This window comes from Amycolatopsis sp. CA-211722 (assembly GCF_056828465.1).
In genome coordinates, this window is record NZ_CP184752.1 from 5,484,504 (window position 1) to 5,500,569 (window position 16,066).

Annotated in this window: 7 protein-coding genes; 6 read left to right on the forward strand and 1 reads right to left on the reverse strand. The window is 70.4% G+C overall.

The window, feature by feature from the left end; genetic code table 11:
* From ACOCEP_RS26105 to ACOCEP_RS26130, 6 genes are all read left to right on the forward strand, one after another.
* Positions 1-4,248: a beta-ketoacyl synthase N-terminal-like domain-containing protein gene (locus tag ACOCEP_RS26105; protein ID WP_482331624.1), complete on the forward strand. Its 4,248-nt coding sequence runs from the start codon at positions 1-3 to the stop codon at positions 4,246-4,248.
* Complete coding sequence (locus ACOCEP_RS26110; protein ID WP_482331625.1) at positions 4,245-4,544, forward strand: acyl carrier protein; 300 nt, start codon at positions 4,245-4,247, stop codon at positions 4,542-4,544. The genes ACOCEP_RS26105 and ACOCEP_RS26110 overlap by 4 nt, the downstream gene beginning before the upstream one ends.
* Positions 4,545-4,546: 2 nt before the next feature.
* Positions 4,547-5,338 (forward strand): alpha/beta fold hydrolase, encoded by a 792-nt coding sequence (locus ACOCEP_RS26115; protein ID WP_482331626.1) that lies wholly within the window; start codon positions 4,547-4,549, stop codon positions 5,336-5,338.
* Positions 5,339-6,484 carry a glycosyltransferase gene (locus tag ACOCEP_RS26120; RefSeq protein WP_482331627.1) on the forward strand — a complete coding sequence of 382 codons (1,146 nt, stop codon included), beginning with the start codon at positions 5,339-5,341 and terminating at the stop codon, positions 6,482-6,484. It abuts the gene before it with no gap.
* Between the two features lie 154 nt (positions 6,485-6,638).
* Positions 6,639-8,396 (forward strand): aa3-type cytochrome oxidase subunit I, encoded by a 1,758-nt coding sequence (gene ctaD / locus ACOCEP_RS26125; protein ID WP_482339825.1) that lies wholly within the window; start codon positions 6,639-6,641, stop codon positions 8,394-8,396.
* A 23-nt stretch (positions 8,397-8,419) separates the two neighbouring features.
* Positions 8,420-8,953 (forward strand): bifunctional nuclease family protein, encoded by a 534-nt coding sequence (locus tag ACOCEP_RS26130; RefSeq protein WP_482331628.1) that lies wholly within the window; start codon positions 8,420-8,422, stop codon positions 8,951-8,953.
* Between the two features lie 83 nt (positions 8,954-9,036).
* Here the strand turns inward: ACOCEP_RS26130 and ACOCEP_RS26135 are convergent, their stop codons facing one another.
* Positions 9,037-14,526: an ATP-binding protein gene (locus ACOCEP_RS26135; RefSeq protein WP_482331629.1), complete on the reverse strand. Its 5,490-nt coding sequence runs from the start codon at positions 14,524-14,526 to the stop codon at positions 9,037-9,039.
* Positions 14,527-16,066 lie beyond the last annotated feature (1,540 nt).

The window sequence follows — 16,066 nt, forward strand, 5'->3', positions numbered from 1 at the left end:
GTGGCCGAAACGCCCCCGATCGCCATCGTCGGGATGTCGGTGCTGTTCCCCGGCGCCCCCGATCTGGACACCTACTGGCGCAATGTCGTCGACGGCGTCGACGCGATCACCGAGGTCCCGCCGGACCGCTGGGATCCCGGCTTCTACCAGCCCGGCGCGGCACCACGGGCGGACCGGCTCTACTGCCATCGCGGCGGTTTCGTCGGTGAACCGGTCGAGGTGGACGTCACCGGCTTCGGCGTGATGCCGTCGTCGATCCCGGGGACCGAACCCGACCAGCTGATCGCGTTGCGGGTGGCCGCGCAGGCCATCGCCGACGCGGGCGGCGAGCACCGGCTGCCCGCCGACCGGCAGCGGACCGGCGTCATCCTCGGCCGCGGCGGCTACCTCACTCCCGGGCTGGTACGGCTCGACCAGCGGGTCCGCACGGCCACCCAGCTCGTCCGCACACTCGGCGAACTGATGCCCGATCTCGGGGGCGAGCGGCTGGAAGAGGTCCGTCAGGCCTTCACCGACCGGCTCGGTCCCGAAGCCCCCGAAGCCGCGATCGGGCTCGTGCCCAACCTCGCCGCTTCCCGGCTGGCGAACCGGCTCGATCTGCGGGGGCCCGCGTACACGGTGGACGCCGCCTGCGCCTCCTCGCTCGTCGCCGTCGACCACGCCGTTCGCGAACTGGCGAGCGGACGCTGCGACGTCGTGCTGGCCGGTGGCGTGCACCATTGTCACGACGTCACCTTCTGGAGTGTGTTCTCGCAGTTGGGCGCGTTGTCCCGCAGCCAGCGGATCCGGCCGTTCCACCGGGACGCGGACGGGGTGCTGATCGGTGAGGGCACCGGGATCGTCGTGCTGAAACGGCTCGCGGACGCCGAACGGGACGGGGACCGGGTCTACGCCGTCGTCACCGGGACCGGTGTGGCCAGCGACGGGCGGACCGCCGGACTGTCCAATCCGGACACCGCCGGGCAGGTCCGCGCGGTCCGGCAGGCGTGGACCGCGGCGGGTGTCGATCCCGCCACCATCGGGCTGCTCGAAGCGCACGGGACCGCGACCCCGGCGGGTGACGCGGCCGAACTCGCGACGATCGCGGAGGTGTTCGGGCGGGCGGACGAGCCGACGGCGGTGCTCGGCTCGGTCAAATCGATGATCGGGCACACGATGCCCGCGGCGGGTGCCGCCGGGCTGATCAAGGCCGCTTTGGCCGTCTACCACGGGGTTCTGCCGCCGACCTTGCATTGCGAGGAGCCACATCCGGCCCTGGCGGCGACCCGTTTCGAGACGCTCGGCGCAGCGAAGACCTGGGACACCGACGACCGGCGGCCGGTGCGGCGGGCCGGGGTGAACGCCTTCGGCTTCGGCGGGATCAACGCGCATGTCGTCCTGGAACAGGCCGCGACACGGGCGGGCGTCGAGGTCTCCGAGCCCGAACGCGTCCTGCGGCTCTCGGCGCCGACCGTCGCGGAGATGGGCTGCCTGCTCGACCGCGACGACGTCCTGAGCGCCGGCGACGGCGGTCGCGGCCGGGTCCGCCTCGGTCTCGTCGACCCGACGCCGAAACGGCTGAACCTGGCCAGGAAGGTGGTCGCGAAGGGCAGACCCTGGCGCGGCCGCAACGATCTCTGGTTCGTCCCGGAGCCGCTGCTCGGCGACGGCGGCGGCAAACTCGCGTTCGTCTTCCCCGGGCTGGAGAACGAATTCGAGCCACACGCCGAGGACGTCGCCCGGCATTTCGGCGTCCGCTGGGAAGCGCCGGACGTCACCGTCGGCGACGTCGGCAGGCACGGCAAGGGCGTGTTCCAGCTCGGCAGGCTTCTCGACAAGGCGTTACGCGGACTGCGCGTGACCCCGGACGCGCTCGCCGGGCACAGCCTGGGGGAGTGGACCGCCATGGCCGTCGCCGGGATCCACTCGGACACGGAGGTCGACTCGTTCCTGGCGGGCTTCGATCCCGACGCGCTCAGGGTGCCTGGGCTGGCCTTCGCGGTGATCGGCGCGGCGGCCTCGACGGTTCTCGAAGTCCTCGAAGGACAGTCCGAAGTGGTCCTTTCCCACGACAACGCGCCGAACCAGTCGATGATCTGCGGGCAGGCGGAGGCCGTCGAGGGATTCGTGCGCCGATTCCGCGCGGACGGCGTGATCTCCCAGGTGCTGCCGTTCCGATCCGGCTTCCACACCCCGATGCTCGCGCCGTATCTCGGCCCGATCCGCGAGGCCGCCGAGCGCTACACGCTGCACCCGGCGGGCCTGCCCGTCTGGTCGGCCACGACGGGACGGCATTACCCGGCGTCGGACGCCGGAGTTCGGGAACTGTTCGTGCGGCATCTGCTGGAGCCGGTGCGGTTCCGCGCCCTCGTCGAGAACATGTACGCGGCGGGTTTCCGCGCGTTCGTGCAGACGGGCGCGGGACAGCTCGGGTCGCTGATCGGGAACACCCTGCACGACCGCGAACATCTCGTGGTCGCCGCGCATTCCGCGCACCGGCCGGGGCTCCCGCAACTGCTGCGGGTCGCGACGGCGTTGTGGGCCGACGGTGCCGATCCGGCGTTCGAACTCCTGCCTGGCCAAGGCGGGGTGAACCGCGGCCGGACGATCCGGCTCGATCTCGGCGGCGCGCTGGTGTCGCTCGACGAGAGTGTCCGGCGCGGTTTCCGGCCGTCCGGGGCGAATACGTCCACTTTGGACCGGATCGGGGAACGGAACCCGCTGGCGGCCGAATTCTCCGGGTTGCTGGCCGACACCGCCGGTCTGGCGGCCGAACTGTTCGCCGCCAGGCCGGCGCCGTCCCGGCTCCGGCCGCTGCGCACCGAGCTGCGGATCTCGATCGAGGCGATGCCGTACCTGCTGGACCACTGTTTCTTCAAGCAGCCACCTGGCGCGGATCCCGCCGACTCGTGGCCGGTCGTGCCGGCCACGACGGTGATCGGGCACCTGATGGACTTCGCCGAACAGGCCGCGCCGGGCAGGCGCGCGGTCGCGCTGGAGGACGTCCGGCTGAACCAGTGGATCGCCGCGATCCCCGCGCTGGACGTCCCGGTGACCGTGGTGCCGCAAGGCTCGTCGCGGGCAGGCGTGTCGCTGGGCGACTACTCCAGGGCCGTCATCGATCTGGACGCCGGGTTCCCCGCCGATCCACCCGGCCCCTGGACCTTCCCGGCCGAACAGGAGCGGACCCCGGAGCTGGGCGCCGAGCGGCTGTACACCGATCGGTGGATGTTCCACGGGCCGAAGTTCCAGGGGGTCGAGGAACTGGTCGCGGTGGGGGACCGGCACGTGCGCGGCGTGCTGCGGACCCCGGAGGCGCCGGGGGCGCTGCTGGACAACGCCGGACAGCTGCTCGGGTACTGGATCATGTCCCGGCTGCCCGCCCGCACCACGGTGTTCCCGGTGGGGATGCGGCGGATCCGGTTCTACGGCGAGCATCCGTTACCCGGCGACCGGGTCGACTGTGTCGTCCGCGTCGTGTCGGTGACCGACGCGGAACTCGAAGCGGACGTCCAGCTGATCCGCGGCGGCCGGGTCTGGGCGGAGGTCGAGGGCTGGCGCGATCGCCGCTTCGACAGCAATCCGGTGATCCGGGCGATGGACCGGCGGCCCGAACGCGCCACGCTGTCGGAAGAGCGGCCCGGTGGCTGGGCGCTGGTCCGCGAGCAGTGGCCCGATCTGGCGACCCGGGACCTGATCATGCGGAACGTGCTGGCCGGCGAGGAACGGCAGGCGTACGCCGGCCAGCCGCCGCGCCGGAAGCGGGCCTGGCTGCTCGGCCGTATCGCGGCCAAGGACGCCATCCGGCGTCTATTGTGGACAGACGGTGCGGGTGGCGTCTTCCCCGCCGAGATCCGTGTCGGGAACGATTCCTCGGGAGCGCCGGTCGTTTCGGGCGCCTATGGGAGGACGCTGCCGGAGCTCACCGTCTCGATCGCCCACCGGGACACGCTCGGCGTCGCCATCGCCCGCCGAGGGCCGTGCGGCATCGACGTCGAAGCCGTCGAAGAACGCACGGGCGCCGCCTTCGACGACGGGGAACGAGCACTGGCAGGTGAACCGGACGCCTTGTGGTCCACCAGATTCCGGGCCGCGAAGCAAGCCGTCGCGAAACGGCTCCGCACGGGGCCGCGTGCTTCGACCGTCGTCGACGTGGACGACGGCCGGCTCACCGTGGAGGCGGACGGTACCCGGTATCCGGTATGGCACACCACGATCACCACAACGGCGAAGGACTACGTCGTGGCTTGGACGGAGAGCGAACAATGACCACAGAAACCGTCGCGGCCGGGGCCGTGCTGGCCGACATCACCGTGATGCTGCGCGAACTGCTCGAGGAGTACGGGCTGGACGACGCCGAGATCGGCCGGGACACGCGGTTCCACGACGACCTCGAATTGGAGAGCATCGATCTCGTCACGCTCGCCGGGCGGTTGCGCGACCACTACGGCGACAAGGTCAACCTCGCCGAGTTCATCGCGGAACGCGAACTGGACGAGATCATCGCGCTGACCGTCGGTGAACTCGTCGACCATGTCGTCCGCTCCCTGGCCGGAGAGGACTGAACATGGCGAAGGTCAAGGTCGGCGATCTCGACGTCCACGTCCAGCGCCTCGGACCCGCCGACGGTGAGGCGCCGGTCGTGGTGTTCGTCCACGGTCTCCTCACCGACAGCCTGGCGAGCTACTACTTCACGCTCGGGCCCGCCTTCGCGGCGCAAGGCATCGACGTCGTGATGTACGACCTTCGCGGGCACGGCCGCACGACGCGGCCCGCCACCGGCTACCGCCTGGAGGACTTCGTGGCCGACCTCGACGGCCTGCTCACCGCACTCGGGATCGACCGGCCGGTGCACGTGGCGGGGAACTCGTTCGGCGGGTCGATCGCCTTCGGGCTCGCGGCTTCGCGTCCCGAGCGTGTCGCCAGTGTCGTCGCCATCGAGGCCGAACCGCCGGTGCGGGCCTGGATCGGGCATATGGCCGACGGGCTCGCCGACGCGAAGGACCGGCTCGCCCACGACGAGGTGATCGGCTGGATCGCCGAGAACCACGGCGCGCACACCGCCCGGCTGTCGAAATCCGCGTACAAGATCCTGGCCGCCACCACCCTGGCCGAGGACATCCCGCTGAGCCGGACCGTCGACGACGACCTCGCGGCGGTCCGCTGCCCGGTGTTCGCGCTGTTCGGCGATCTGTCCGGGCTCGCGGCACAGGTCCCGGACCTGGAGGCGAACCTGGACCGCTGCCGCACCGTCGTGCTGCCGGACCAGGGGCATTCGGTGCTCGTCGAGCGCACCGCGGAGACGTCGGCGCTGATCCTGGACTGGGTCCGCGAACACTCGTGCGAGACGGCGGCCTGAGTGGGCAGATTCCTCTTCGTCACGCCACCGCTGACCGGGCACGTGAACCCCGCGGCCGGGGTCGCGGCCGCCCTCACCGCGCGCGGTCACCAGGTCGCGTGGGCGGGCAGGCCGGAGATCATCCGGCGGCTCGCCGGCGACGGCGCCGACGTGTTCCCGTGCGCCGTCCCGCGCCGACTGCCCGAACGCGACGCGAGCCTCAAGGGCCCGGCGGCGTTCCGGTTCCTGTGGGAGGAGTTCCTGATCCCGCTGGCCGAGGCGATGGCGCCCGGCGTCCGCGCCGCGATCGGCCGGTTCCGCCCGCAGGTCGTGGTCGCCGACCAGCAGGCCATCGCGGGCGGCCTGGTCGCCGACGGGCTCGGCCTGCCGTGGGTCACCTTCGCGACGACGTCCGCGGAACTCGTCGACCCCCTGGCCGGGATGCCCAAGGTGGCGGCCTGGCTCGACGAACTCCTCGGCGCGTTGCGGACGCGGGTGGACGGCGGCCCCGCCGATCCGAGGATGTCCCCGCACGGCGTGCTCGCCTTCACCACCCGCGAACTGCTCGGCCCCGTCCCGCTGCCGCACCAGGTCCGCCTGGTCGGGCCGTCCCTCGGCGGCCGCGCGCCCACCTGCGGCTTCCCCTGGGACCGGCTCGACCCGGCGGTGCCGACGGTGTTCGTCACCCTCGGCACCGCCAACGCCGACGCCGCCGGGGACTTCCTCCGCGCGGCGGCACGGGGACTCTCCCGGATCGACGGGATCCGGACCGTCGTCGCCGACCCCGGCGGCGCCGTGGGGCCGGTGGGGGACGAGGTGCTGGTGGTGCCCCACGTGCCCCAGATGGCGCTTCTGGCCCACGTGGACGCCGTCGTCTGCCATGGCGGGCACAACACGGTCTGCGAAAGCCTGTGGCACGGGGTGCCGCTCGTGGTCGCGCCGATCCGGGACGACCAGCCGATCGTCGCCGGACAGGTCGTCGACGCGGGCGCCGGCGTCCGCCTGCGGTTCGGCGGCGCGAAACCCGACCGGATCGCGGCCGCGGTGACCAGGGTGCTGGACGATCCGGGGTACCGGTCGGCCGCCGAAAAGGTGGGCGCCTCGTTCCGTTCGGCGGGCGGAGCCGCCGCGGCGGCGGATCACCTGGAGGCTCTGCTCGGCGGCTGAAGGGGACTTTCCCCGCGTCGCACGCGGTGAAGGGCGCTTTCACCTCATCAGACGCGGGCATGGTCCCCTTCAGCCTCTTGAAAAGCCCGCGTGTAGGGACTCTCCTGGAGGGGTACCAGCCTTCAGAAGGTGCGTCCTCGTGCTGGGAGTCGCCATGACCGCGGTGAAGACCTCGCCCCGCCCGGAGGCCGTCCGTTTCGGCGGGCGGCGCCGGGCGCCGAAGGGCAGCGTGTTCCTCAACGTCGTGCGGACCACCGACCACAAGACGATCGGTGTGCTCTACCTGAGCACCTCGTTCGCGTTCTTCCTCGTGGGCGGCTTCATGGCGCTGCTGATGCGCGGCGAACTGGGCAGGCCGGGGATGCAGTTCCTCTCGCAGGAGCAGTACAACCAGCTGTTCACCATGCACGGCCTCATCATGCTGCTGCTGTACGCGACGCCGAACCTCTTCGCCTTCGCCAACTACATCCTGCCGCTGCAGATCGGGTCACCAGACGTCGCCTTCCCGAGGCTGAACGCGTTCTCCTACTGGCTGTATCTCTTCGGCGGGCTGATGACGCTCAGCGCGTTCCTCACGCCGAGCGGCGCGCCGGACTTCGGGTGGACGATGTACACGCCGCTGTCCAACGCCGCGCACACCCCGGGCGTCGGCGCCGATCTGGTGATCATGGGCCTGATCGTCTCCGGGCTGGGGACGATCCTGGGCGCGGTCAACATGGTCACCACGATCCTCTGCCTGCGCGCGCCCGGGATGACCATGTGGCGGTTGCCGTTGTTCACCTGGAACATCCTGTTCACCACGATCCTGATCCTGGCGGTCTTCCCGATCCTCACCGCGGCCCTGTTCGGGCTGATGGCCGACCGGCGCCTCGGCGCGCACGTCTTCGATCCGGCCAACGGCGGGGCGATCCTGTTCCAGCACCTGTTCTGGTTCTTCGGCCATCCCGAGGTGTACATCGTCGCGTTGCCCTACTTCGGCATCATCACCGAGATCGTCCCGGTGTTCAGCCGGAAACCGCTCTTCGGCTACAAGCTCATGGTGTTCGCGACGATTGCGATCACCGCGCTGTCCTTCGCCGTGTGGGCGCACCACATGTTCGCCACCGGCGCGGTGCTGCTGCCGTTCTTCTCCATCATGACCTTCCTCATCGCGGTGCCGACCGGGATCAAGTTCTTCAACTGGATCGGCACGATGTGGAAGGGGCAGCTCACCTTCGAGTCACCGATGCTGTGGTCGATCGGATTCATGGTGACTTTCCTGCTCGGCGGGCTGACCGGGATCATCCTGGCCGCGCCGCCGCTGGACTTCCACATCCACGACACCTATTTCGTGGTGGCGCACTTCCACTACGTGCTGTTCGGCACCATCGTGTTCGCCACCTTCGCCGGGATCTACTTCTGGTTCCCCAAGATGACCGGGCGGATGCTCGACGAGCGGCTCGCGAAACTCCATTTCTGGACCACGTTCATCGGCTTCCACACGACGTTCCTCGTGCAGCACTGGCTCGGCAACGAAGGTATGCCGCGCCGCTACGCCGACTACCTGAGCACCGACGGTTTCACCTTGCTGCACACCATTTCCACCATCGGTGCCTTCCTGCTCGGCGCTTCGGTGCTGCCGTTCCTGTGGAACGTCGTCCGGAGCTACCGGTTCGGCGAGATCGTCGAGGTGGACGATCCGTGGGGACACGGGAATTCCCTGGAATGGGCGACGACCTGTCCGCCACCGCGGCACAACTTCCTCGATCTGCCGAGGATCCGGTCCGAACGCCCGGCGTTCGAACTCCACTACCCCCACATGATCCCCAGGCTGCGAGCGGAGGGGCATACGACCCCGTTCCAGCGCCGCGACCAGGCCACCCCGTCGGAAGTGGTGGCGGACAAGGCATTGAAGGACGACGACAGCGCCTGAGGCGAGGGAATGAGGTACCGCGCATGATCCCCATGGACGTCGAAGGGATGGCAGTCCTGGCCCCGGAAGCGGCACCGGTGATGTTGCTGCGGGAGCGGGAGGGTGAACGCCGCTGGCTGGCGATCACGATCGGCGGCCCCGAGGCGAGCGCGGTGGCGCTCGCGCAGGAGCGGATCCGGCTGCCGCGGCCGGGCACGATCGAACTGATCGGCCAGGTGGTCGAGTCGTTCGGGCACCGGGTCACCGGGGTCCAGGTCACCGCGCTGCGGGACGGCATCTTCTTCGCCGACCTGGTGCTCGATTCCGGTATCCGCGTCTCGGCGCGGCCGAGCGACGCGGTCGCCATCGGCTTGCGCGCCGGCGTCGGGATCGAGGTGGCCGACGCGGTACTGGAGGTCGCTTCCGTACGGGTCGAGATCGTGGGCAGCGGGCCCGACGCGGAACTGCCGTCGGTGCCCCCGGATCCGGTCGAGCAGGAACGGGAGGTCGAGGAGTTCCGGGCGGCGCTGGACAAGATCGCGCCGGAGGACTTCGGCGACCCGCCGCCCACCGACTAGCCCTGCGGAAACGCTATGAACGGGACGTTCCTTGCGAAATTTGCAAGGAACGTCCCGTTCATAGCACTCGTGAGGGGCGGCTGCTACTGCTTCGCCAGGCCCCGCTCGATCGCCTCGATGATGCGCGGCCGCATCTCGGCGGCGCTGATGATCGCGTCCACCGAACCGACCTTCACCGCACGCTCGATGCTGTGCACGCCGTCGAACTCGGCCGCGACCGCGCCCAGCTTCTCGGCGCGCACCGACGCCTGGACGTCGGCCAGTTCCGCGGCCAGCGCGGCGCGCTCGGCCCCGGTCGCCCCGCTGAGCTTCTCGGTGAGCGACCGCACCCGCTGATCCGCCGCGGTCCGCGCGTTGACCTCACCGGAGAACACGACCGCCGCGGCGGGCGCGCCGCCGAGCACCGAGGCGAACGAGCCTTCCAGCGCCAGCACCGTCATGTTCGGGTTCAGCGCCTTCGAGAAGACCACGAACGCGCCGCCGTGGTACCGCGAGATCACGGTGAACACGATCGGGCCCTCGAAGTTGACGATCGCCCGGCCGATCTCCGCGCCGTACTCCAGCTGGAGCTTCCGCATCGACTCCGGCGAGCCGTCGAAGCCGGACAGGTTCGCCAGCACCACCAGCGGCCTGTTGCCGCTGGCCGCGTTGATCGCCCGCGCCGCCTTCTTCGACGACCGCGGGAACAGCGTGCCCGCGGTGTAGGTGTCCGGGCCGTCGGTGGGCGGGAAGCCGCGGCGCGGCACCGAACGCGACTCGATGCCGAGCAGGCACACCGGCCGCCCGCCGAGGTGCACGTCCTGCACGGCCGCGGTCTCCGCGTCCGCCATGCCCGGCCAGCGCTCCAGCACCGGGTGGTCCTGATCCGACAGCGCGCGCATCACGGTGCGGATGTCGAACGGCTTCTTGCGGTCCGGGTTGGCCTCCCGCGAGAAGATCTGGCCCACCGTGGTGAAGTCGCTGTCGACGGCCGCGTGCGGGAACGGCGAGATGTCCCGGTCGATCGGGTCGTTCGTGACCGCCTTGCGGGGGCCGGGCTCGCCCGGCGCCACGTAGGTGTGGTCGTAGTGCGACATCAGCACGTCACGCGCCGCGGCGAGATTCGGCGCCCAGTACTGCGCCTGGCCGTTCGGGCCCATCACGCGGTCGTAGCCGCCGATGCCGAAGTTGTCCTCCGCCGAGACACCACCGGAGAAGTCGAGCGACTGCTTGCCGGTCAGCACCATCGCGGAATCCGGCGTCATCACCAGGATTCCCTTGGTGTGCATGAGCATCGTCGCTTCGGCGTTCCAGTACGGCTGGGCGCCGACGTTGATCCCGGCGACGACGATGTTGATCTCGCCGCCGTTCTGGGTGAAGTGCACGATCCGCTTGAGGGCGGCCGCGACCCAGTCCATGTTCTCGGTACCGGACTCCATCGAGATCCGGGCACCGGCCGACAGCGCGTACCACTCCAGCGGGACCTGGAGCCGCTCGGCGAGGTCCAGCGCCGCGATCACCCGCGAGCACTCCGGCTCCGACAGCGCGCCGAGCGCCTTCGTCGGGTCGCCGAGCAGCACCACGCGCTTGACCCCGTCGGGGTGCCGTTCGGTCGGCGTGGTGACCACGCCGGCGACGATCGCCGCCTTGTTGCGACCCTTCTTCCGGTCGACCGGGACGAGGGTCTTCGTGTCGTCCATGTCGTACTCGGTGAACGAGCCGAGCATCTCGGTCAGCTCGTACGGGTACACCGTGTCGCGGCGACGGGCGCGCAGGACGTTCTGGCGGTAGTCGTCGAGCGGCAGGATCGGCTCGGTGGTGGGCTCGGACAGCGACATCTGCACACCGCCGCTGACGTCGTAGCCGATCCGCACGGCGACCTCTTTGACCTCGCCGGTCGCGCGGTCGCGCTGCCTGCCGAGGAACTGGACCTCTTCGAGACCCGCACCCGCCGTCGACGGCTGCACACGTTGCGCGACGGTGTCCAGCTCCTCGCCGGTGAGCTCGCTGGTCGGCCAGACGTACAGCATGATCCGGTTGGTGTCGAAGCGTTTCCTCGGCGGAAGCTTCGCCTGCACCTCGCGGATCGCGTCGAGGCAGCCCGCCAGCGTGCCTTCGACCGCGGGCAGGGCCAGCAGCTTGCCGTCGTTGTCCCGCAACGGGGTCAGGTCGCGGACCTGGGCGAGCGCGACCAGCCGCTGGTCAGACGGGTTCATCGGCGAGACGCACTTGAACAGGTAGACGTCCTCGTCGCCCGACGGCAGCCGCGTCAGGTCGAAGTTCGCCAGCCGCTGCAGCTGCATCCGCTGGGCGATCAGCGGGTGGAGGCCGCGGATCAGCCGCTCTTCGCTGAACCCGGTCGAGGACGGCCGGAAGGTGAAGTGGTGGTGCATCACCGCGCCGCCGTGACCGGCGACGGTGGTGGTGATCCGCCGGACGCGGCTCGGCAGCGACTCGGCCGTGAGGATCTCGCGCAGCCCGGCCGCCATCGTGTCGTCGTCGGCGGACTCGTCGTCCCAGGTGAGATAGAGGTCCGCCTCGACGTCGGTGTCGGCGGGCAGCTGCGCGGCGAGATCGGCGACCGCCTTGATCGCCCCGGGGAGCCCGGCGCGGTCGACCGCGGTGGTGACCATGTGGAACCGCTCGTTCGTGTCGGCGTAGTCACCGGTGACGAAGGCGCAGCCGCCGACGGTCACCTGCCGGACATCGGTGAGCGCGCGGTTGCCGTAGTAGCGGCGGCTCAGGACTTCCAGCAGCGGGCCGTGATCGGTGCCGGGGCGGCCGATCCGCTGCCCGAGCAGGCGGACCAGCGGCTGCGCGCTGGCCAGCATGCTCGCGATCCGCTCGGCGCGGTCCGGGGAATCCGGGTGGAGGTCGAGGTGCCGCAGGTGTTTGCGGACCTCGCTGTACGCCTCGGCGCGGGTGCGGCGGAGCAGCGGCTGGGCGAACCAGCGGAACACCACGCTGCGCGCCAGGTCGCCGACCACCGGGAAACGGAGCTGGGTGGCGGCGATGAGCGCCTCCAGCGCCTTGCCCGCCGGCTCGCGCATCGACTCGAACGGCTGCGGCTCGGTGAGCCACTGCCGCAGCAACGCGGTGACGACCGCGACGTCGGAGGAGGTCCGCTGCTGGGCGAGGAAGATGCGGAAGACCGCTTCTTCCAGCTCCGGTGTGCGCTCCAGATCCTTGATGCCGTAGTGCGCCAGCACCTTCTTGAGCTTGTTCTGGAACGACTCCGACAGCCCGGCGCGTTCGACGTCGAGGCTCTGCAGATAGGTGTGGAAGAACTCGCGGGAGCTGTGCACCCGGGTGTCCGTCTTGGCGTCTTCGCGGGCCGGCTTGTTGCGCATCAGCTCGGAGAGGTCCGCGAACACGGTCAGCAGCTCGACCTCGCCCTCCAGCGGGCGATCGCCGTTGCCGTCCAGTTCGGCACGGGCGGCGAGGTAGGTGCTGAGCGTGCGGCGCTCGTCGTGGGGGTCCACGTCGAAGCCGAGCAGGAGGGTGCGCAGATCCTGCTGGCCCCGCGCGACCCGCTGCGCGGCCGAGGTGCCGTCCGGCTCCGCGGGCAGTTCGATCTCGACACTGCCCGTGTCCTCGGCGACCTCGGCGCCTTCCTCCGCCAGCGGTTCGAGCCGCAGCAGGGGAGCGCCGGTCTCGACCTGGCTGCCGACCGAGACGACGCACTCGCGCAGCTTCGCGCGGAACGGCGCGCGGAGCACCGTCTCCATCTTCATGCTTTCCAGCACCAGCACGGGTGCGCCGGCCTCGACCTCCGCGCCGACCTCCAGCGGGGTCGCGACGACGAGCGCGGGCGCGGGAGAGCGGACGACGCCGCCCTCGTCCCGGCTGATGCGGTGGGTGACACCGTCGACCTCGACCAGGTGGATCGGCCCGTGCGTGCCGGTGACCAGGCGGAACCGGGTGCCGTTGACGGTGATCTGGCCGGTGTGCTCGTCGAACCGGTCGACCTCGACGTCGGCGGGGTGGATGTCGCCGCCGCCCGCCGAGACCCCGACGCGGAACCGGCGGTGGCCGATCCGGGCGACGCTCACGCGGTACGCGGCGCCGCGCAGCTTGAGATCGAGCGGTCGGCCGCTCTCGTGCTGGACCTGCGGGCGGCCGCCGTGCGCGGTGGAGAGAAGCCGTTGGCGTTCCACGGCTTCCTCGTCCTCGTACGCCTCGATCGCGGCGGCCGCCAGCGCGATCGCCGAGTGGCGGTGGGTGACCAGCTTGCCTTCGCCGCGGACGCGGTCGATCCAGCCGGTGTCGGCGCTGCCGTCGATCACCTCGGGCTGGTCGAGCAGGTCGAGGACGAAACTCTTGTTGGTCGCGCCGCCCTCGATGATGACCGTGGTCTGGGCCATCGCGCGGCGCAGACGGCCGAGCGCCTCGTCACGGTCGCGGCCATAGGCGATGATCTTCGCGATCATCGAGTCGAAGTCGGCCGGGATCGTGTCGCCTTCGCTGACCCCGGTGTCGACCCGGATACCGGGGCCGGCGGGCAGGTCCAGGCGCGCGATGCGGCCCGGGGACGGCGCGAAGTCGCGGTCCGGGTCCTCGGCGTTGAGCCGCGCCTCGACGGCGTGCCCGAATTCGGCGGGCTGGACCCCGTCCAGTTTGCCGCCCGAAGCGACGTGCAGCTGGGCCTTGACCAGGTCCATGCCGGTGGTCAGCTCGGTGATCGGGTGCTCGACCTGCAGGCGGGTGTTGACCTCGAGGAACGCGAACAGCTTGTCGCCGGGGTGGTAGAGGAACTCGACCGTGCCCGCTCCGCGGTACTCGACCGCGAGCGCGAGCCGCTCGGCGGACCGCTTGAGCTCGTCGGCCTGCTCGGGCGCCAGGACCGGTGAGGCGGACTCCTCGATGATCTTCTGGTTGCGGCGCTGCACCGAACAGTCGCGGACGCCGAGCGCCCACGCGGTGCCCTGGCCGTCGGCGATGACCTGGACTTCGACGTGCCGGGCGCCGGTGACCAGGCGCTCCAGGAAGACGACGCCGCTGCCGAAGGCGCGCTCGGCCTCCAGGCTGGTGCGCTCGTAAGCGTCCTCGAGCTCGTCGGGGGAGGTGATGACGCGGATACCGCGGCCGCCGCCGCCCGCGGTCGCCTTGAGCATCAGCGGGTAGCCGATCTCGTCGGCGGCCTTGATGGCGGCGTCGAGATCCGCGACGGCGCCGCGGCTCCACGGGGCGACCGGGACGCCGACCTCTTCGGCGATCAGCTTCGCGCCGATCTTGTCGCCGAGCTTGCGCATGGCGTCCGCGCTCGGGCCGATGAAGGTGACGCCCAGCCGCTCACACAGCTCGGCGAAGGCCGGATCCTCGGCCACGAACCCCCAGCCGACCCAGGCCGCGTCGGCCCTGGTCTCGGTCAACGCCCGCTCCAGCACGGCGAAATCCAGGTACGGACGCGCCGACGCGGGACCGAGGTTGTAGCTGATGTCGGCTTCCCGCACGAACGTCGCCGACCGGTCCGCGTCCGTGAAGAGCGCGACGGTCTCGATCCGTCGTCCGGTCTCCGCCGAAAGCTCGCGGACGGCGTGGATGAGCCGCATCGCGGCTTCCCCGCGGTTGACGATGGCGACACGACTGAACACCGACTGAGCCTCCCAAGTGCGCGACACCGTCCCGCCGGATCACGTGCGGGACAGTCTTCTGTTCCTGTCCAACAGCCTGCCTCTTACCGGCCGGTACGAGAATGTCGTCGGTGGCGCATGCCGAGGGCCGGGCGTTGTAGGAACCCGCCAAAAAGTGTCCTGGAACACCTAGTAGAGGGGGCTGATGACGTGATGAAGTGGACAACTGGGGGTCGGGCTTGGTAGCCGGGTTCGCGAGGTGTCATCCGGTGTTCACGCCGGTTTCATCAGGGTGCTCGGGGCAGGTTGCATCGGGTGGCCTTCGGGTTGGGATGTCGTTCTCGGCGGCTCGGGGCCGGGGTGGGCGTCGTTCTGGCCGCGGAGGTCGAGGGTGTCCGGGCAGCTCGCCGTCGGGGTGTGGTGCGCACTTGATCGGGTGGTGGGCGGGTTACGGCGATGGTGGCTTTCCGGGGAGCGCGATATCGCGGGGCGTGGTCGTTTTCCGGCGACGGCGGCGGGGCGTGAGAGCCATCCCGGCGGTGTGCCGGGTTTGCTTCCGCGGTCGGTATTTGGCAATGGGGTCGTCGTTCGTCGGCGGCGGTCCGGGTCTGGTTTGGGGTGCTTGGCTCGGGACGCGTATCGCAGTCGCGTGGTGTGCCGCCCCTTGTTCCGTGGTCGTTTTCCGGCGACGGCGGGGTGGGGACGTTACGTGGTCGCGAGGCGTCATAGCGTGGTGTGCCGGCCCTTGTTCCGTAGCCGGATTCCGGCGACCACCAGACGTGGCAGCATGGTCGTTTTCTGGCGACGGCGTCGGGTGTGTGTGGCCAGGGCGGTGGGCGCCGGCTGCATGAGGCATGGTCCCGAGCCGCGAGAGCCATCGCGTGGTGTGTCTGCCCCGATGGCCGTCTTTCGGCAGTGACCTCAATCGTGGGTGCCGTGGCCGTTTTCTGGCGACGGTTCGGAGTGGTGGCTGTTCGTTGTGGGGTTCGTGCGGGGGTGGTGGCCGGCTGTCGGCCGCAGGCCGGTGAGCCCCAGCCGGGTTTGGTTCTCGAACACTCGCCGAATTCCGGCAACGACCTGAACCGTGGTCGGTTTCGGCGACGGGTTCAGAACAGTCGCTTGGTGCACGATTCATGCAGGGGTGGTGGCCAGCTCGCAGCCGCAAGCCTGTAGATCCCAGCCGGGTCTGTCTCCCGAGCGTTGGTCGAATTTCGGCAACGACCCCAATCGTGGGTGCCGTGGCCGTTTTCTGGCGACGGTTCGGAGTGCTGGCTGTTCGTTGTGGGGTTCGCGCAGGGGTGGTGGCCGGCTGTCGGCCGCAAGCCGGTGGGCCGCAGCCGGGTTTGGTTCTCGAGCGATGGCCGAATTTCGGCAACGCATCGTCGCCCCATAGCCGCTTTTCGGCGACGGGTTCAGAACGGTGACTCATCGCTGTGGGGATCGTCCTGGCGAGGTGACCGACTGCCAGCCGCAAGCCCGTAGACCCCCAGCCGGGTCCGGCTCTCGAGCGTTGGTCGAATTTCGGCAACGACCCCAACCGCGGTCGGTTCCGACGGCGGGT

Excerpts from the sequence above, each read along its gene's own strand:
- ACOCEP_RS26115 (WP_482331626.1), top strand. The coding sequence starts at position 4,547 with ATGGCGAAGGTCAAGGTCGGCGATCTCGACGTCCACGTCCAGCGCCTC.
- ctaD (WP_482339825.1), top strand. The coding sequence starts at position 6,639 with ATGACCGCGGTGAAGACCTCGCCCCGCCCGGAGGCCGTCCGTTTCGGC.
- ACOCEP_RS26110 (WP_482331625.1), top strand. The coding sequence starts at position 4,245 with ATGACCACAGAAACCGTCGCGGCCGGGGCCGTGCTGGCCGACATCACC.
- ACOCEP_RS26130 (WP_482331628.1), top strand. The coding sequence starts at position 8,420 with ATGATCCCCATGGACGTCGAAGGGATGGCAGTCCTGGCCCCGGAAGCG.